Annotated in this window: 16 protein-coding genes; 6 read left to right on the top strand and 10 right to left on the bottom strand. The window is 71.0% G+C overall.

Features of this window, described 5'->3' with window-relative positions; all coding sequences use genetic code 11:
* Nucleotides 1-69: 69 nt before the first annotated feature.
* The 4 genes from IF78_RS0130130 to IF78_RS0130115 all read right to left on the bottom strand — a co-directional run bounded on the left by IF78_RS0130130 (nt 70) and on the right by IF78_RS0130115 (nt 5363).
* A complete protein-coding gene (locus IF78_RS0130130) occupies nt 70-330 on the bottom strand; it encodes a type B 50S ribosomal protein L31 (protein WP_031486037.1) in 261 nt (86 codons plus the stop codon).
* Nucleotides 331-426: 96 nt separating this feature from the next.
* Entirely contained in the window at nt 427-897 is a 471-nt protein-coding gene (locus IF78_RS0130125) for a DUF5709 domain-containing protein (protein ID WP_031486036.1), read from the bottom strand.
* 852 nt (nt 898-1749) lie between these two features.
* Nucleotides 1750-3537: an ABC transporter ATP-binding protein gene (locus IF78_RS0130120; RefSeq protein ID WP_031486035.1), complete on the bottom strand. Its 1788-nt coding sequence runs from the start codon at nt 3535-3537 to the stop codon at nt 1750-1752.
* Entirely contained in the window at nt 3534-5363 is a 1830-nt protein-coding gene (locus IF78_RS0130115) for an ABC transporter ATP-binding protein (protein ID WP_031486034.1), read from the bottom strand. The genes IF78_RS0130120 and IF78_RS0130115 overlap by 4 nt, the downstream gene beginning before the upstream one ends.
* Before the next feature lie 312 nt (nt 5364-5675).
* Here IF78_RS0130115 and IF78_RS0130110 point away from each other — a divergent pair, with 312 nt between their 5' ends.
* From IF78_RS0130110 to IF78_RS0130100, 3 genes are all read left to right on the top strand, one after another.
* Entirely contained in the window at nt 5676-6434 is a 759-nt protein-coding gene (locus IF78_RS0130110) for a L,D-transpeptidase family protein (protein ID WP_031486033.1), read from the top strand.
* A gap of 50 nt (nt 6435-6484) precedes the next feature.
* A complete protein-coding gene (locus IF78_RS0130105; RefSeq protein ID WP_031486032.1) occupies nt 6485-8116 on the top strand; it encodes a peptide-N4-asparagine amidase in 1632 nt (543 codons plus the stop codon).
* Nucleotides 8117-8291: 175 nt separating this feature from the next.
* The gene (locus tag IF78_RS0130100; RefSeq protein ID WP_031486031.1) at nt 8292-9707 is read left to right on the top strand and encodes a cation:dicarboxylate symporter family transporter; all 1416 of its coding nucleotides are present in this window, start codon (nt 8292-8294) and stop codon (nt 9705-9707) included.
* An 80-nt stretch (nt 9708-9787) separates the two neighbouring features.
* On the opposite strand, the gene IF78_RS0130095 is transcribed toward IF78_RS0130100, so the two are convergent.
* Nucleotides 9788-10237 carry a MarR family winged helix-turn-helix transcriptional regulator gene (locus IF78_RS0130095; protein ID WP_031486030.1) on the bottom strand — a complete coding sequence of 150 codons (450 nt, stop codon included), beginning with the start codon at nt 10235-10237 and terminating at the stop codon, nt 9788-9790.
* 93 nt (nt 10238-10330) lie between these two features.
* On the opposite strand from IF78_RS0130095, the gene IF78_RS0130090 reads away from it, so the two are divergent.
* Both IF78_RS0130090 and mltG read left to right on the top strand, forming a co-directional pair.
* The gene (locus IF78_RS0130090) at nt 10331-12142 is read left to right on the top strand and encodes an ABC transporter ATP-binding protein (protein WP_031486029.1); all 1812 of its coding nucleotides are present in this window, start codon (nt 10331-10333) and stop codon (nt 12140-12142) included.
* Between the two features lie 43 nt (nt 12143-12185).
* Nucleotides 12186-13034: an endolytic transglycosylase MltG gene (gene mltG, locus IF78_RS0130085; protein WP_031486028.1), complete on the top strand. Its 849-nt coding sequence runs from the start codon at nt 12186-12188 to the stop codon at nt 13032-13034.
* Between the two features lie 120 nt (nt 13035-13154).
* Here the strand turns inward: mltG and IF78_RS0130080 are convergent, their stop codons facing one another.
* From IF78_RS0130080 to IF78_RS50960, 5 genes are all read right to left on the bottom strand, one after another.
* Nucleotides 13155-14264 carry an NAD(P)-binding domain-containing protein gene (locus tag IF78_RS0130080; protein WP_051828283.1) on the bottom strand — a complete coding sequence of 370 codons (1110 nt, stop codon included), beginning with the start codon at nt 14262-14264 and terminating at the stop codon, nt 13155-13157.
* 100 nt (nt 14265-14364) lie between these two features.
* On the bottom strand, nt 14365-15384 hold the full coding sequence (locus IF78_RS0130075) for an ABC transporter substrate-binding protein (protein WP_031486026.1): 1020 nt from the start codon (nt 15382-15384) through the stop codon (nt 14365-14367).
* A gap of 25 nt (nt 15385-15409) precedes the next feature.
* The gene (locus tag IF78_RS0130070) at nt 15410-16174 is read right to left on the bottom strand and encodes an ABC transporter ATP-binding protein (protein ID WP_031486025.1); all 765 of its coding nucleotides are present in this window, start codon (nt 16172-16174) and stop codon (nt 15410-15412) included.
* Nucleotides 16147-17028: an ABC transporter permease gene (locus IF78_RS0130065; protein WP_031486024.1), complete on the bottom strand. Its 882-nt coding sequence runs from the start codon at nt 17026-17028 to the stop codon at nt 16147-16149. The genes IF78_RS0130070 and IF78_RS0130065 overlap by 28 nt, the downstream gene beginning before the upstream one ends.
* 110 nt (nt 17029-17138) lie before the next feature.
* Complete coding sequence (locus IF78_RS50960) at nt 17139-17222, bottom strand: putative leader peptide (protein WP_313884353.1); 84 nt, start codon at nt 17220-17222, stop codon at nt 17139-17141.
* Between the two features lie 133 nt (nt 17223-17355).
* On the opposite strand from IF78_RS50960, the gene IF78_RS0130060 reads away from it, so the two are divergent.
* Nucleotides 17356-17778: a secondary thiamine-phosphate synthase enzyme YjbQ gene (locus IF78_RS0130060; RefSeq protein ID WP_031486023.1), complete on the top strand. Its 423-nt coding sequence runs from the start codon at nt 17356-17358 to the stop codon at nt 17776-17778.
* Nucleotides 17779-17799 lie beyond the last annotated feature (21 nt).

Raw genomic sequence — 17799 nt, 5'->3', positions numbered from 1 at the left:
ATCTGCGCAACGGGGGTACTCCGGACCTGTGTAAGGGAAGTACTCCGGCGCTCAGCCGCCCTGGCTCGCTCAGCCGCCCTGGCTCGTTCCGCCGCCGTAGCGCCGCTCGAAGGCCGCGACGCGCCCCTCCGAGTCAACGGTCCTCGCCTTGCCGGTGTAGAACGGGTGGCTCTCCGAGGAGATCTCGACGTCCACGACCGGGTAGGTCTCGCCGTCGTCCCATTCGATGGTCTGGTCACTGGACGCGGTGGATCGGGTCAGGAAGGCGTAGCCGGCGGCGCGGTCGCGGAAGACCACCGGCTGGTAGTCGGGGTGCTTGTCCTGCTGCATGCGAACTCCTCCTCTGGCGGCGGAAAGGGCCGATGGTGCGAGGCCGAAGGCGCGGGAACCGAGCCACACGGGGCGGTGCGGTCGGTCGTACGGCGGTCAGCCGTACAGGGCGTCCTCGTCGACGATGTGCATGGCCGCCTCCTCGGCGGACGCCGCCGCGCCGTCGATGCCCACGTCCGTCGCGACGAGCGCGCTCTCCTCGTCCTCATGGGCTCCTTCGTCGGGAGCCACGAGGCGGCCGGAGCGCGTGGCGCCGACCTCGTTGTCGAGAAGTTCCCCGTCGGTGCCCTCGGCGTCGCCCAGGCCGTCGCCGTCCTGCGGGACGAGGTCGGGCAGCTCCTCGGCGAGCCGCTGGTCGAGGGTCTCGCCCTCCCGGCGCTCGGCGGCCGTGACGCCGCTGTGCTCCACAGCCCACGGCCGCTCCGGAGGGGACCAGCCCCGGTCCAGGGGGTCGTCGACGCCGTCGTTCACCAGGGTGTCCTCAGCGTCGAGCAGCCCCGTGTCCTCACGTTGATCGGATGCGTCGGGCTGGTAGACGTCGTCCCCCCATCCGTCGGCGCTGTTCACGGGTACCTCCAGGTGGTGGGGACGGGCCCGAGGTCACCGCGGTCGACGGCGGGCCGCCGCGGCGCGGGGCACAGGCCGCACCCGGCGAGAATCGCGTGGTTTCCGGGTGCCCCCGAACCGGTGCCGCTATCCAGCCTTCCACCCCTCTTCGCCCCGGCGCAACGGCACGGCGCCAGGGCGAGGCCTGCGGATCGGCCACGCCGCCAGCCGCGCCGCCGCGCTGGGCAGGACAGCGGCTGGCCGGTCCATACCACCCGGGCTCTCTGCACCCCGCCGACCGCACTCCGTGACGCCTGGGCCCGTCAGCTCGGGAGGCGACTGTGGTGGGCCGCGACCTGCTACCTCGGGTTGAGACTGTGGTGGACCGAGACCCGTCACCCCGGCTTGGGGCTGAGGTGGGTCGAGATCCCTCACCTCGGGTTGTGGCTGTGGTGGACCGAGCCCCTTCACCCCGGTTCGCGACCGTGGTCGGCCCAGCCCTGCCACCCCGGTTTGCGACGGCGGTCGCCGAAGCATCGTCGCTCCGGTACGCGACCGCATCCCGGCCGGCGGTGGGCCGAGGCCCGCCACGCCGGCTCGCAGCCGCTGTCGGCCGAACCCGGCGAGCCCGGCTCTGAACGCCGGTCGGGGGCCGAGGCCCGGTGCATCCAGCCCTGGTCGGGGGCCGAGGCCTGGCGCATCCAGTCCTGGTCGGCGGCCGAGCCCGGGCGCAACGCGTCCCGGTCGGCGGCCCAGCCCTCACGTGTCCTGTCCCGGTCGGCGGCCGAGCCCCGGCGCACCCCGCCCCGGTGGGCGGCCCAGCCCCCGCGCAACCCACCCCGATCGGCGGCCGAGCCCCCCGCGCACCCCCGCTCACCCGTGCCAGGACCGCCACAGCGCCGCGTACGCCCCGTCGGCGCTGACCAGGTCGTCATGGCTGCCCAGCTCGGTGATGCGGCCGTTCTCGACGACGGCGATGATGTCCGCGTCGTGGGCGGTGTGGAGGCGGTGGGCGATGGCGACCACGGTGCGGCCGTCGAGGACGCGGGCCAGGGAGCGCTCCAGGTGGCGAGCCGCGCGTGGGTCGAGGAGCGAGGTCGCCTCGTCCAGGACCAGCGTGTGCGGGTCGGCCAATACCAGGCGGGCCAGCGCGATCTGCTGGGCCTGGGCCGGGGTGAGCGAGAACCCGCCCGAGCCGACCTCGGTGTCCAGGCCGTCGTCGAGCGCACGGGCCCATTCGTCCGCGTCGACCGCGCCCAGCGCCGCCCACAGCTCGGTGTCGGTCGCGTCGGTGCGGGCCAGCAGCAGGTTGTCGCGCAGGGTGCCCACGAAGACGTGGTGCTCCTGGTTCACCAGGGCCACGTGGGAGCGGACCTGCTCGGCGGTCATCCGGGACAGTTCCGCACCGCCCAGGGTGATCCGGCCGTCGCGGGGCGCGTAGATGCCGGCGAGCAGCCGGCCCAGGGTCGACTTGCCGGCACCCGAGGGACCCACCAGCGCCAGCCGGGTGCCGGGCGCGACCTCCAGGGAGACCTGGCGGAGTACGTCCACGCCCTCCAGGTAGCCGAAGTGCACCCGGTCGGCGTGCACGTCGCGTCCCTCGGGCGACAGCAGGGCGTCCCCGGCCTCCGGTTCGATGTCCCGGACCCCGACCAGCCGGGCCAGCGACACCTGGGCCACCTGCAGCTCGTCGTACCAGCGCAGGATGAGCCCGACGGGATCCACCAGCATCTGCGCGATGAGTGCACCCGTCGTCAGCTGACCGATCCCGATCCAGCCCTGCAGGACGAACACGCCACCGACCATCAGGACCGAGCCGAGGATCATCACGTGGGTGACGTTGATGAACGGGAAGAGCACCGACCGCAGCCAGAGCGTGTAGCGCTCCCAAGCCGTCCACTCCTTGATCCGCCGCTCCGACAGCTCCACCCGTCGCTCACCGAGGCGGTGGGCCTCGATGGTGCGCCCGGCGTCCACGGTCTCGGCGAGCGCGGCGGCCACGGCGGCGTACCCGGCGGCCTCCGAGCGGTAGGCGGACGGCGCCCGCTTGAAGTACCAGCGGCAGCCGATCACGAGCAGGGGCATGGTGAGCAGCACGGCGGCGGCCAGCGGCGGCGCGGTGACGACGAGCCCGCCGAGCAGCAGGACCACCCACACCACACCGATCGCCAGCTGGGGCACCGCCTCGCGCATCGCGTTGGCCAGCCGGTCGATGTCCGTCGTGATCCGGGACAGCAGATCGCCCGTCCCGGCCCGCTCGAGGACACCGGGCGGCAGCCCGACCGACCGGACGAGGAAGTCCTCGCGCAGATCGGCCAGCATCCGTTCGCCGAGCATCGCGCCGCGCAGCCGCACCTGCCGTACGAACCCGGCCTGGACGACGAGTGCGGCCACGAACAGGCCGACGGTGAGCTCCAGATGGAGTTCGCGCTCGGCGACGCCGGCCGACACCCGCTCCACCAGCCCGCCCAGCAGCCAGGGCCCCGCCATCGAGGCCACCACGGCGACCGTGTTGACGGAGACGAGGAGGAGGAAGGCACGGCGGTGCCTGCGGAACAACTCGACCACATAGGCGCGTACGGTCGCGGGGGCGCCGACCGGCAGGGTGTTCGCCGTTGTCGGGGCGGCCGGGTCGTACGCCGGTGGCGCCACGCCGATCATGCCGACTCCTCGATCTCTTCCAGTTCCTTCAGTACGTCCTTGAGGGAGGACTGGGAGGCTTCCTTGCCCAGCGCTCCGTTGAGGGCGGCCTCTTCCTCGGTCTCCCGGGTCACCACCGCCCGGTACCGCGGTTCGGCGTGGACCAGCTCGCGGTGTACGCCGACGGCCGCGACCTCGCCCTCGTGGACGAGGACGACCCGGTCGGCGCGGTCCAGGAGCAGGGGGGAGGAGGTGAACACCACCGTGGTGCGCCCCGCCCGCAGGTTCCGCATGCCCTCCGCGATCCGGGCCTCCGTGTGGGAGTCGACGGCCGACGTCGGCTCGTCCAGGACCAGCACCTCCGGGTCCGTGATCAGCGACCGGGCGAGCGCGAGGCGCTGGCGCTGGCCGCCGGAGAGGGACCGGCCGCGTTCGGTGATACGGGCGTCCATCGGGTCCTCGGCGCCCAGCGACCCCTGGACCAGGGCGGCCAGGACGTCCGCGCACTGCGCTGCCGCCAGCGCCTCCTCGGCACCGACGTCGCCCGACCTCGGCACGTCGAACAGTTCGCGCAGCGTGCCGGAGAGCAGCACCGGGTCCTTGTCCTGCACGAGGACGGCCGTACGGGCGCTGTCGAGCGGCAACTCGTCCAGTGGGACGCCGCCCAGGAGGACCGGAGTGCCCTCCTCCGAGGCGTGGCCGCCCAGCCGTTCGGCCAGCCGCCCCGCCGTGTCCGGGTCGCCGCACACCACGGCGGTGAGCCGGCCCGTGGGGGCGAGCAGTCCGGTGGCCGGGTCGTACAGGTCCCCGGAGGGCACCTCGGAGCCGTCGCGCGATCCGTCGGTGTCGGTGGCCCGCTCCAGGGAGAGCACGCGCGCGGCCCGCCGGGCCGAGGGACGTGAGAAGGAGTAGGCCATCGCGATCTCTTCGAAGTGCCGGAGCGGATAGGTGAGGATCATGATCGAGCTGTAGACGGCGACGAGTTCGCCGACGGTGACGCGGCCCTCGCGGGCCAGTTGGACGCCGTACCAGACCACGCCGATCAGCAGCAGGCCCGGCAGCAGTACCTGGATCGCCGAGATCAGGGACCACATCCGGGCGCTGCGCACGGCGGCGTGGCGTACCTCCTGGGAGGCGCTGCGGTAGCGGTCGAGGAAGAGCTCCTCGCCGCCGATGCCGCGCAGGACCCGCAGTCCGGCGACGGTGTCCGAGGCCAACTCGGTGGCGCGGCCCGCCTTCTCACGCTGGAAGTCGGCCCGCCGGGTCGCCCGGGGCAGCAGCGGCAGCACGGCGACCGCCAGCACGGGCAGGCCCACGGCGACGACCACACCGAGCGCCGGCTGGTAGACCACCAGGCCGACGCAGACCACCACGATGGTGACCGCCGCCGCGGTGAACCGCGACCAGGCCTCGACGAACCAGCCGATCTTCTCGACGTCACCCGTGGAGACGGCCACGACCTCACCGGCCGCGACACGTCGGGTCAGCGCGGAGCCCAGCTGGGCGGCCTTGCGGGCCAGTACCTGCTGGACGCGGGCGGCGGCCGTGATCCAGTTGGTGACGGCGGTGCGGTGCAGGAAGGTGTCGCCGATCGCGTTGCCGGCGGCGCACAGTGCCAACAGGCCGCCCGCGAGGGCGAGTCGCGCACCCGAGCGGTCGACCACGGCCTGCACGGCGACACCGACGCAGAACGGCAGCGCGGAGACGGACAGGAAGTGCAGCAGCCCCCAGGCCAGGGACTTCAGCTGTCCGCCCAGCTGGTTCCGGAAGAGCCACCACAGGAATCGGGGACCCGAGCGTGCGTCCGGCACACCTGGATCGGGATACGGAAGGTCTTGAATCTGCATGACGTCCCAGTGGCTCGTGTCAGTGGGGGGATCAGGGATGGGGGTGATGGGGTCGGTCCGGTGCCGATGCGTGGTGGGGGACGCGCACGGCGGCAGCAAACCGTGACAGGTTCGCGTCGCAGCGTGGTCGGACGCAAACGGTTTTCCGCCGCGCCGCACAGTTCTGGTCCCCAACCGGGAACGCGGAGCGGTCGCCAACTCCGCCAGCCGGCGGATCCCGCAACTCGGCTCGTCCCGCCGATCCCGCAACTCGGCCCGCCCCGTCGCCCCCCGATCCCGCGGTCATGCCGAACGCGGTGTCACCATGGAGTGATGCGGAACGGCGGAGCATGGCGTGCGACGGTCGCGACGGCGGCCCTCGGATCCCTCCTGGTGGCCGTGACGACCCTGACCGCGTGTCAGGGCGCGCGGCACGGCGCGGGCGAGGACGTCGGCAAGTCCGCCCGCACGCACCCGGCCGACGCCGCGGATCCGACGCCGGATCCGAGGCGCATCCCGGGCGTCGGCGACCGCTGGCAGCGGCGCATCCCCGCCGACTCCCGCCAGGTCGTGGCGGTCTACGGCGACGGCAAGGACTCCCCGGAATCCACGGTCGTGCTCTACACCAGACAAGGCTCCACCTGGGAACGCACCCGCAGCTGGCCCGCGCACAACGGCAGGAAGGGCTGGACGACCGATCACCGCGAGGGCGACAAGCGGAGCCCAGTCGGTGTGTTCACGCTGAGCGACGCGGGCGGTGTACGGAAGAACCCCGGGTCCGGGCTGCCGTACACGAGGTCCGCGGCCTTCGCTGCGCCGCGCTGGTGGGAGAAGTCGTACTGGCACGACTTCGACTACGTCATCGCCATCGACTACAACCGCGTCAAGGGCACCCCGCCCAACGACCCCACCCGCCCCGAGGGCGAGGCGAAGGGCGGTGGCATCTGGTTGCACATGGACCACGGCAGTGGCACGTCGGCCTGCGTGAGTTTGTCCGAATCAGCGATGGAGTACCTGCTGCGCACGCTCGATCCGAACCGGCATCCCGTGGTGGTGATGGGGGACAGGGCCGACCTGAAAAGCTCGCACTGACGCAGGAGGCGTCATTGCGGCGAATGCCCAACTCCCCATAGAACACGGCCATGAAGAGACGGATCGTCATGTCCATGCTCGCAGGAGCGACCCTCCTGGCGACCTCGTTCCTCGGGGCGGCCCCCGCCCGATCGGCCGATGTGCCCGCCGAGTTCGGCACCGACTGGCACGACCCCATCACCGCCGGCCCACCCGTCACCAGACCTTCCGGCAAGTCCTGTCAAGTCACCGTCGCCGAGGCCCAGTTCCGCGACTTCACCCCGTACCGGGGCACGTACACACCCCCCAAGGACTGCGGCGACCGCTGGAGCAAGGTCGTGCTGCGGATGGACGGCAAGGTCAAGGGACGTCAGTACGACCGGCTCGGCTATCTGCAGGTCGGCGGCGTCGAGATCTTCCGTACGTCGACTCCGGAGCCGTCGCCCGACGGCATCGAGTGGTCCGTGGAGAAGGACGTCACGCGCTACAGCGACACCCTCCGCCGTGGCCAGGACGTCGAGATGCTCATCGGGAACGTGGTCAACGACACGTACACCGGCGTCATCGACGTCAAGGTCACGCTGACGTTCTACGCCGGCCGCTCCGCCGAGGCCACCGACTACCCCGCCGCGCCCCGCACCCGCCCGGCCGCCACCCCCGACCGCGTCCTCACCCTCCAGAACGGCACCCTCACCACCCCGCGCAACAGCGAACGCATCGTCGCCGAGGTGTACGCCACCGGGTCCGGCGGCGGCTGCGAGGAGTTCTGGTACCTGTCGGCGCCCGACCCGGCGCCCTACTCCTGCAAGGCCGCCGGCGGCCCCTACCGCGAAGTGCAGATCAAGGTCGACGGCCGGCTTGCCGGAATCGCCGCGCCGTTCCCGCATGTGTGGACCGGCGGCTGGTCCAACCCCTTCCTCTGGTACGTCATCCCGGGACCGCGCGCCTTCGACGTCAAGCCGATCGAATACGACCTGACTCCGTTCGCCGGCATCCTCAACGACGGCCGCCCGCACCGCGTCGAGGTCTCCGTGGCCGGCGTCCCCGAGGGGCAGAGCGGCTGGAGCGCGCCGGTGAACGTCCTCGTCTGGCAGGACGCGAAGAGCGCACACGTCGCCGGGAAGCTCACCGCGCACCGGGTCGGCGACCTCGCCAACTCCTCGACGTACACGCCCGGTTCGCAGCACCGGGTGGACACCGAGGGTGGTCACCGGCTGACCGTCGCGGGCTACGTCGACACCTCGCACGGCAGGGTGACGACCACCGTGCGCCGGTCGCTCGCGAACGACTCCGCGCACCGCTGGACCGACGGCGAGAACCTGGACGCTCTTGACGCCACCTGGACGGACGAGGAGTCGATCACGGTCGACGGACGCGGACCGGCCCGCACGACCCGTACTCAGCGGACGTACACGATGGACGGCTCGATCACGATCGGCGCGGGCGACCGGCTGCGCACCGTGCTGACCCTCGGTGACCGTGCCGCGGTCGTGACCACCCAGGACGGACGACGAACCGTGTGGTCGCGGCTCGACGACACCTACACGGGTGACGCCGCCTGGACGTTGAACGTGCCGCGCGACCAGCGGCACGCGGTCGGCACGACGAACGAGCGCTACCGGCTGTACGGCTCGGGCGGCTGCTACGACCGTTCTCTGACCACCGTCCAAGGGGTGCTCACCGAGGACCGCAGCGGCTGTTGAGGCGGGGTGTGTGCGATGCGTCACTCAGGGCGTGATTTACACGGATGCAACACGTGGGCCTTGTGCGGGACCAACATCACCCGCAAAGTGATCGGCACGGAATCCGCTTTCCGTATGGCAGAAGTCCCCCGTCGCCCCATGGCCTTCTGTGTGCCGCCGTCCCCAAGGAGTGCCCGTGCCGCCGTCCGTACCGTCCCTGCCGCGACGCGTCGCACGCATGCTGCGTACCTCTCTCTTCGCGCAGGTCGCCTGCGCGCTCGTGCTCGGAATCGTCGTCGGGAAGCTGTGGCCCGGCTTCGCCGCGGATCTTCAGCCGCTCGGCGACGGTTTCATCCGGCTCATCAAGACGATCATCTCGCCGCTCGTGTTCTGCGTGGTCGTCGTCGGCATCGCCAAGGCCGGTGACCTGAAGGCGTTCGGCCGGATCGGCCTGAAGGCGCTGATCTGGTTCGAGGTCGCGAGCACCCTCGCCCTGCTCGTCGGGCTCCTCGCCGCGAATGTCGTCCAGCCCGGGTCCGGGATGAACGTCGACCCGTCCACGCTCGACACCTCGGCGGTCGACGCGAAGACGAACGGCGGTTCGCTGCCCTCGACGACCGAGTTCGCCCTCAACGCGATTCCCACCTCGTTCATCGGCGCCTTCGCCGAGAACTCCCTGCTCCAGGTGCTCATCCTGGCTTGCCTGGTGGGCGCCGCGCTGCTGCACCTCGGCCACACCAAGGTGCCGCAGGTGCTGCCCGCCATCGAACAGGCCCAAGAGATCATCTTCGCGATCGTGGGCTTCGTCATGCGGCTGGCCCCGATCGCGGTGTTCGGCGCCATGGCCGTCCTGATCGGCAACTACGGGCTCGGGGTGATCGAGACCTACGGCAAGCTGATCATCCTGTGCTACGCGGCCGCGGCGCTCTTCATCGCGCTCCTCGCCATCGCCCTGAAGGTCGTCACCGGGCTCAGCCTCTGGAAGTTCCTCCGCTACATCCGTGAGGAGATGCTGCTCGCGCTCGGCACCGCGTCCACCGAGTCGGTCCTGCCGCGTGTGATGCAGAAGCTGCGCAAGGCCGGCGCCCGCGACGACTCCGTGGGCCTGGTGCTGCCGACGGGCTACTCCTTCAACCTCGACGGCGCCTCGCTCTACCTGTCCATCGGTACGCTGTTCATCGCCCAGGCCGTGGGCGTGGACCTCAGCTTCAGCCAGCAGGTCACCGTGATCCTGGTGCTGATGCTGACCAGCAAGGGCATGGCGGGCATCCCCGGCTCGGCGTTCCTCGCGCTGTCCGCGACCGCATCCTCGCTGGGCGCCATCCCGGCCGGAGCCGTCGCCCTGCTCCTCGGCGTGGACCGCATCATGGACTCCATGCGCGTCGTCACCAACCTGCTCGGCAACTGTGTCGCCGTCTTCGCGGTCTCCCGCTGGGAGGGCGCGCTGGACAAGGAGCGGGCGAGGAAGGTCCTGGACGGCGAGATCGTGGTGGATCTGGAGGACGAGGAACCGGAGAAGGCGCAGCTCAAGAAGTCCGAGACGCCGGAGTCCGGGGAGCCGGTCACCGTTCCCGCTCAGTCGAACAAGGAGACCGCTTCCGAGGCCGGTTGAGCCCAACCAGCACAGCAGGCCGCGGCCCCCTCCACCCACTGGAGGGGGCCGCGGCCCGTTCGGTGCCCGCCGCCCGCCGTTCAGCAGCGCCGCCCGGTTCCCCCATCGATCAGCGTGTCCAGCAACTCGCCCAGCACCGCGCGCTGTTCGTCCGTGAGCGGCGCCAGAATCTCCTCCGCCGCCGACCGTCGCGCGTCATGCAGCTCCCGCAGGGCCCCCCGCCCGTCGTCGGTGAGCTCGATCCGGATCACCCGCCGGTTCGTCGGATCCGGCACCCGTCGTACCTTCCCGCTCGCCTCCAGGCCGTCGACCAGCGACGTCACCGCGCGCGGGACCACCTCGAGGCGCTCGGCGAGATCGGCCATCCGGGGCGGTGAGCCGTAGTGCGCGAGCGTGCGCAGGAGGCGGGACTGGGCCGGGGTGACACCCAGGCCGCACCGCAGCAGGTGCTGTTTCTGGATGCGGTGGACCCGGCGGGTGAAGCGCAGCAGCTGCTCGGCGAGCGGGCCGTCGGGATCGGGGGTGGTCATGCGGGAACAATATCAGGACGACATTCATTGTGAGCATAGGTAACAATGAGCTAAGGTCCGTCAGTCCGCCTCACCACACCTCCGTAGGAGCCCATGCATCCCGACAACGCACCCACCTGGACGCCACCCGCCGCCGAGAACCAGCAACCACGGCAGGTGCGCCGCATCCTGAAGCTCTTCCGTCCGTACCGCGGCCGCCTCGCCGTCGTCGGCCTGCTCGTCGGCGCCTCGTCGCTGGTCGGCGTCGCCACGCCCTTCCTGCTGAAGGCGATCCTCGACGTCGCGATCCCCGAGGGCCGCACCGGGCTGCTCAGTCTGCTCGCGCTGGGCATGATCCTCAGTGCCGTCCTCACCAGCGTGTTCGGCGTGCTGCAGACGCTGATCTCCACCACGGTCGGCCAGCGCGTCATGCACGACCTGCGCACCGCGGTCTACGGCCGCCTCCAGCGCATGTCGCTCGCCTTCTTCACCCGCACCCGCACCGGCGAGGTCCAGTCCCGCATCGCCAACGACATCGGCGGCATGCAGGCGACCGTCACCTCCACCGCCACCTCGCTGGTCTCCAACGCCACCAGCGTGGTCGCCACGATCGTCGCGATGATCGCGCTCGACTGGCGGCTGACCGTCGTGTCGCTGCTCCTGCTGCCGGTCTTCGTCTGGATCAGCCGCCGCGTCGGCAACGAGCGCAAGAAGATCACCACCCAGCGGCAGAAGCAGATGGCCGCGATGGCCGCCACGGTCACCGAGTCGCTCTCGGTCAGCGGCATCCTGCTCGGCCGCACGATGGGCCGGTCCGACTCGCTCACGACGGCCTTCGCCGACGAGTCCGAGCGGCTGGTCGACCTCGAGGTGAGGTCGAACATGGCGGGCCGCTGGCGCATGGCCGTCATCACCATCGTCATGGCCGCGATGCCCGCCGTCATCTACTGGACCGCGGGAATGGCCCTCCAACTCGGCGGCCCGCAGGTCTCCATCGGCACGATCGTCGCCTTCGTCTCGCTCCAGCAGGGCCTGTTCCGCCCGGCCGTCAGCCTGCTGTCCACCGGCGTCCAGATCCAGGCCTCGCTCGCGCTCTTCCAGCGCATCTTCGAGTACCTCGACCTGCCCATCGACATCACCGAGCGGACGGACCCCGTCCACCTCGACCGCGTCAAGGGCGAGGTCCGCTTCGAGAACGTCGAGTTCCGGTACGACGGCGACGACGACCAGCGGGGCGCCATCCTCGACGGCATCGACCTCACCGTCCCGCCGGGCGGCAGCCTCGCGGTCGTCGGCCCGACCGGCGCCGGAAAGTCGACCCTCGGCCATCTCGTGCCGCGGCTGTACGACGTGACGGGCGGCCGCGTCACCCTCGACGGGGTCGACGTACGCGACCTCGACTTCGACACCCTCGCCCGCGCGGTCGGCGTCGTCTCGCAGGAGACGTACCTCTTCCACGCCTCGGTCGCCGACAACCTGCGCTTCGCCAAGCCGGACGCCACCGACGACGAACTGCACGCCGCGGCGAAGGCGGCCCAGATCCACGACCACATCGCCGCCCTGCCCGACGGCTACGACACCGTCGTGGGCGAACGCGGCTACCGCTTCTCCGGAGGCGAGAAACAGCGTCTGGCCATCGCCCGTACGATCCTGCGGGATCCGCCGGTCCTCATCCTCGACGAGGCGACCAGCGCGCTGGACACCCGCACCGAACACGCCGTCCAGGAGGCCATCGACGCCCTGTCCGCCAACCGCACCACGGTCACCATCGCGCACCGCCTGTCCACCATTCGGGGCGCCGACCAGATCGTGGTCCTCGACGCGGGGCGCGTGGCGGAACTGGGGACGCACGAGGAACTGTTGGAGCGGCAGGGGCGGTATGCGGGGCTGGTCCGCCGAGACGCCCAACTGGAGCCGACCAGGTGACGTTATGTCGGGTTTATAAGGATGTGCGGGTTACCGTTCCCGCATGTACTTGAACACTCCGTCACGGAGAACGATTCGACTGACGCGCCGGGGCCGTATCGCTCTCATCGCCGCCGGCGCAGTCGTGGCCGGCACCGCCGTGGCGGTGCCGCTGTTGAGCACGGGCGAGGAGAAGCCGAAGCCCACCTCGCTGGTGGTCCCGAAGGGCTGGCGCGCGAGCCAGGTCTACGACGCCGTCGACAAGGCCCTCGCCCTGCCGCCCGGTTCCACGAAGAAGTCCCTCGAGAAGCTCGACCTCAAGCTGCCGAACGACGCCGACGGCAACCCCGAGGGCTATCTCTTCCCGGCGACGTATCCGCTGGAGCGGGGCGGCAAGCGGGCGACGCCGGAGTCCCTGCTGTCGGCCATGGTCGACACCGCCAACAAGAAGTTCAGCGGCGCTCCGATCGCCGCCGGCGCGCAGCGCAACGCCATGAACGTCTATCAGGCGGTCACCATCGCGAGCATCGTCCAGGCCGAGGCCGGCAGCAAGGCCGACATGGGCAAGGTGGCACGGGTCGTCTTCAACCGGCTCGAACGCGGGATGCCGTTGCAGATGGACTCCACCATCAACTACGCGCTCGGCCGCTCCACTCTCCGGACCACCGAGGCCGACACCCGGATCGAGAGCCCCTACAACTCGTACCAGCGCATGGGTCTGCCGCCCACGCCGATCAGCAACCCGGGCGAGGAGGCGATGCGCGCCGCGATCAGCCCTTCGCCGGGCGACTGGCTGTACTTCGTCACGGTCAAGCCGGGCGACACCCGCTTCACGGCCGACTACGCGGAACACCAGCGCAATGTCGCAGAGTTCAACGCCCAGCAGAAGGCGAGCCCGCGGGCGGGGAAGTGATCCGGCGGCCCGTCGAGGCTGGCGGACGGGAAACGCCCTCAGGGGTGCGGGGCTGTGTGATGTGCGGCTCCGCCGCGTGGGCGCGACAAGCCACGACTGCGCCGCAGACGACTGACGACATCACGCGGCACTTCCGTAGTCGCCGCCCTCCCAGCGGAGCGTCTGCGCCCGCAACCGCCTGATGTCCCGTACGGCCGCCCGGCCGGCCCGGTTTGCGCCGATCGTGCTGGCGGACGGGCCGTAGCCGACGAGATGGACGCGGGGATCGGCGACCGCGCGCGTCCCCTCCACCCGGATTCCGCCGCCCGGCTCGCGCAGGCGCAGCGGGGCCAAGTGGTCGATGGCGGCCCGGAAGCCTGTCGCCCACAGGATGACGTCGGCGGCCACGTGACGGCCGTCCTTCCACTCCACCCCGTCCGGTGTGATCCGGTCGAACATGGGCTGCCGGTCCAGTACCCCGTCCGCGAGCCCCTGCCGGATGGCGTCGTTCAGGGGCAGTCCCGTGACCGACACGACGCTCTTCGGTGGCAGCCCCTGCCGCACCCGCTCCTCGACCAGTGCGACGGCGGCCCGGCCCACGTCCTCGGTGAACGGGCCCTCGCGGAACACGGGCGGACGCCGCGTGACCCACGTCGTGGTCGCCGCGTACGGAGCGATCTCCAGCAGATGCTGGGTACCGGAGGCGCCGCCGCCCACGACCACGACCCGCTGCCCGGCGAACTCCTCGGGCCCGGGGTACTGCGCGGTGTGCAACTGCCGCCCCAGGAACGTCTCCTGGCCGGGGTAGCGCGGCCAGAACGGCCGGTCCCAGGTGCCGGTCGCGTTGATCAGCGCCCGCGTCGCCCAGGTCCCCGCCGAGCTCTCGACGAGCAGCCGCCCGTCCGGTCCCTCCCGCACGGCACGGACCTCGACGGGTCGCCGGACCCGCAGGTCGAAGGTCCGCTCGTAGTCGTGGAAGTACTCGGCGATCACCTCCGACGACGGCCTCTCGGGATCGGCGCCGGTCAGCTCCATACCGGGCAGCGAGTGCATCCCGTGCACCTTGCCGTAGGTCAGGGAGGGCCACCGGAACTGCCAGGCGCCGCCGGGTGCGGGGGAGTGGTCGAGGACGACGAAGTCGCGGCCCGGCTCGAAGCCGGTGCGCCGTAGGTGGTAGGCGCTGGACAGTCCTGCCTGACCAGCGCCTATGACGACGACGTCGATTTCCTCGACCGCCTCGGTATTGTTCACGCTTCTACTAACAGCCTCGGGGGCGCGGATCTTCCCGAGGCGGACCGTACGGACCTGCCGCCTACAGGCGGACCGTACGGACCCCCGCGTACAGGTCGGGTCAGGAACCCTCCGAGGCGAAGGCCCGCGTGGTCGACGGCGGCAGGTCACCGTTGTACCGCGTGTCCACGAACTCGCCGAAGTCCACCTTCGTCGGGATCAGCTTCAGCTCGGTGAAGGTGTCGGCGATCTCCTGCTCGGAGGCGACGAGCGGCTTGTCCACCGCGACCGAGATCCGGGTGGCGTTGGTGCGCTTGACCGAGGCCAGCGCCACCTCGTACGGCAGCCCGGTGTCCTTCGCCCAGACCTTGGCCCACTCCTCCTGGTGGTCGTGCACCCACGCCGTGGCGCGCCGCAGCCGCTCCAGGTAGTCCTTGATGGCGGCGGCCTTCTTCTTGTCCTGCAGCGCGGAGGGCGCCGCCACCTGGAAGGTCAGGCCGTTGGTGATCCCGTCGCCGGTCGTCAGGATCCGGCCCTGCCTGGACTGGAGTACCTGGGAGGTGTACGGGTCCCACACCGCCCACGCGTCGACCTTGCCTGCCGTGAACGCGGCCAGCGCGTCGGCCGGTTGCAGGTACTTGACCTTGACGTCGCCCAGGCTCAGGCCGACCTTCTTGAGGGACGCGACCAGCTGGTAGTTGGCGGAGGAGCCCTGCGCCACGGCGATCGACCTGCCCTTGAGCTGCTCGGGCCTCGTCAGCTTCGAGTCGTTCGGCACGAGGATCGCGTCGCCCTTGGAGGTGCCCTTGAAGGCGGCCACCGCCGTGATCTTCGAGCCCGCGCCCGCCGCGAAGACCGGCGGGGTGTTGCCGACGCCGCCGATGTCGACGGCCTTGGCGTTGACGGCCTCCAGCAGCGGCGGGCCGGAGGCGAAGGTCGACCACTTGATCTTGTAGTCGAGGTTCTCGAGCTCTCCGGCAGCGCGCAGGATGGCCTCCGAACCGCCCTTCTGGTCACCGACGTTGAGGGTGAGGGAGCCCTGGCCGTCGGTGTCCGTCGAAGCTGCCGAGTTGCCGCCGCAGGCGGTGAGCAGGAGCGCGAAGGGGAGGAGGAGCGCGGCGGGGACGAGGCGTCGTCGCATGGTGGTTCCGTTCTGAGGTGGGTGGTCAGGCGGCTTCGGCGGCGGTGTCGACACCGAGGCGCTCCAGCAGTCGGGCACGCAGTTCGGCGAACCGGGGGTCGGTGATGTCGCGCGGCCGGTCGAGGTCGATGCGCTGCTCGTGCGCGATGACCCCGTCGTCCATCACGAGGACGCGGTCGGCGAGGAGTACGGCCTCCTCCACGTCGTGGGTGACGAGCAGAACCGCGCAGCCGCGCCGCTGCCACAACTCCCCGACCAGGCGCTGGGCCTTGATGCGGGTGAGTGCGTCGAGCGCGCCGAACGGCTCGTCGAGCAGCAGCAGATCGGGCTCGCGGACCAACGCCCGTGCCAGTGAGGCGCGTTGGGCCTCGCCGCCGGAGAGCGTCTTGGGCCAGGCGTCCGTACGGTGGTCCAGGCCGACCTCCTTGAGCGCCTGCTCGGCGACGGCACGACCGGGCTTGCCCGGCAGGCCGAGCAGCACATTGCGCCACACCTTCTTCCACGGCATCAGCCGCGGCGCCTGGAAGGCGACGGCCTTGCGGCGCGGCACCAGGACGGTGCCCTCGATGTCGCGGTCGAGGCCGGCGAGGATGCGCAGCAGGGTGGACTTGCCGCAGCCGCTGCGGCCGAGGAGGGCGACGAACTCACCCGGTTGCACGTCGAGTTGGAGCCGGTCGATGACGGCACGCCCGTCGAAGGAGCGGGTCAGTCCCGCCACATGCACGGCCTGGGTGGGCCGGAGGGCCGGTGCGGCCTCGGGGCTCACCGGCCGGTGAACGTCGGTCGCCATTGCAACAGCAGCCTTTCGAGGGAGCGGACGATGAAGTCGGCGAACAGGCCGAGGAAGGCGTAGACGATCAGGCAGACCACGATCACGTCGGTCCGCAGGAAGTCCCGCGCCTGCACCATGAGGAACCCGATGCCGGAGTCGGCGTTGACCTGCTCGGCGAAGACGAGGGCCAGCCAGGCGATGCCGAGCGAGTAGCGCAGGCCGGTCAGGGCCCCCGGCAGCGCACCGGGCAGTACGACGTGCCGCACGAGCCCCCGCCTGGACAGCCCGAGGGACTCCCCGGCCTCGATCAACTGGGCGTCCACGCCGCGGATCCCGGCGTAGACGTTCAGGTACAGCGGGAACGTCACGCCGAGCGTGATGATGGCGACCTTGGGCGCCTCGCCGATGCCGAACCAGATGATGAACAGCGGGATGAGCCCGACGAACGGCACGGTCCGCAGCATCTGGACGGGCGCGTCCACCAGGTCCTCGCCGATCCGGAACAGGCCGGAGACGAGGGCGAGTCCGGTGCCGACGACGGTGCCGAGCGCCAGCCCGGCGGCGACGCGCTGGAGGGACGTACCCATGGCCGAGGGCAGTGAGCCGTCGGCGATCAGATCGCCCGCGACCTGCGCGATGCGGCCGGGCGAGGCGAGGACGTCGGCGGTCAACACGCCTGTGCTGCTGAGCAGTTGCCACAGGGCGAGGAGCAGGACGGGGCCGGTCGTGCGGCGCAGCCAGCGCGGGACGCGGGTGCGGCGGGAGGACGCGGGGAGGAGGGGGACGACATCGACGGAGGCCGAGCTCTCGAAGCCGGATTTAGAGGAAATATCCTTCTTGGGAGAGCTGGGTGGGGCATGGCTGATGCTCATGAGTGCTCCAGGAGGCGATGAGCGTTCGATGGAGACACGCGTCAGCGCCGCCGGGTCAGGTCAGGACCGGGCGGGTGCGCGAAAAAGCGTGGGTGAAGAGAGTGTGGGCGTCAGCGGCCGCGGCGACACGCGGCGGAGGCCACCCGCAGCAGGTCGATGTGACCGCGCGTGGTGAGCAGGGCTGAACGCAACATGCCGCAGAACGTAGCCAGATGGCGTGGCGACGGTCAACGCTGTCTCGCGAAGTGGACCTTGCGTATCACGGCTCGACCGTCGCCCGGCCGTCACCTGGCCTGCGAACTCCGGTGCATGGGCGAGGATGGGGGCATGTCAGACGCCTTCACCACCCGAGTTCTGAACATCGCCTCCGGCTCCTCGGAGCGGGTCGTGGACCTCACATCCGACTGCGAGGCCTTCCTGCGGGAGGCGGCGGCAGGCCGTGACGGTCTCCTGAACGTCTTCGTGCCACACGCGACGGCCGGCATCGCGATCATCGAGACCGGCGCCGGCAGTGACGACGACCTCCTGGCCGCCCTCCACACCCTTCTGCCGGCCGACGACCGCTGGCAGCACCGGCACGGCAGTCCCGGCCACGGCCGCGACCACGTCCTCCCGGCCTTCGTTCCGCCCCACGCGACGCTGCCGGTGCTGGGCGGCCGACTGGAGCTCGGGACGTGGCAGTCGGTGTGCCTCGTCGACACCAACAAGGACAACCCCGAGCGCAAGGTGCGACTTTCGTTCCTCGGGTAGCGGCTACTGCGGAACTGGGAC

This window comes from Streptomyces bicolor (assembly GCF_000719285.1).
Taxonomy (GTDB): Bacteria; Actinomycetota; Actinomycetes; order Streptomycetales; family Streptomycetaceae; genus Streptomyces; species Streptomyces bicolor.
This window is presented reverse-complemented; position numbering and strand designations above follow the sequence as displayed.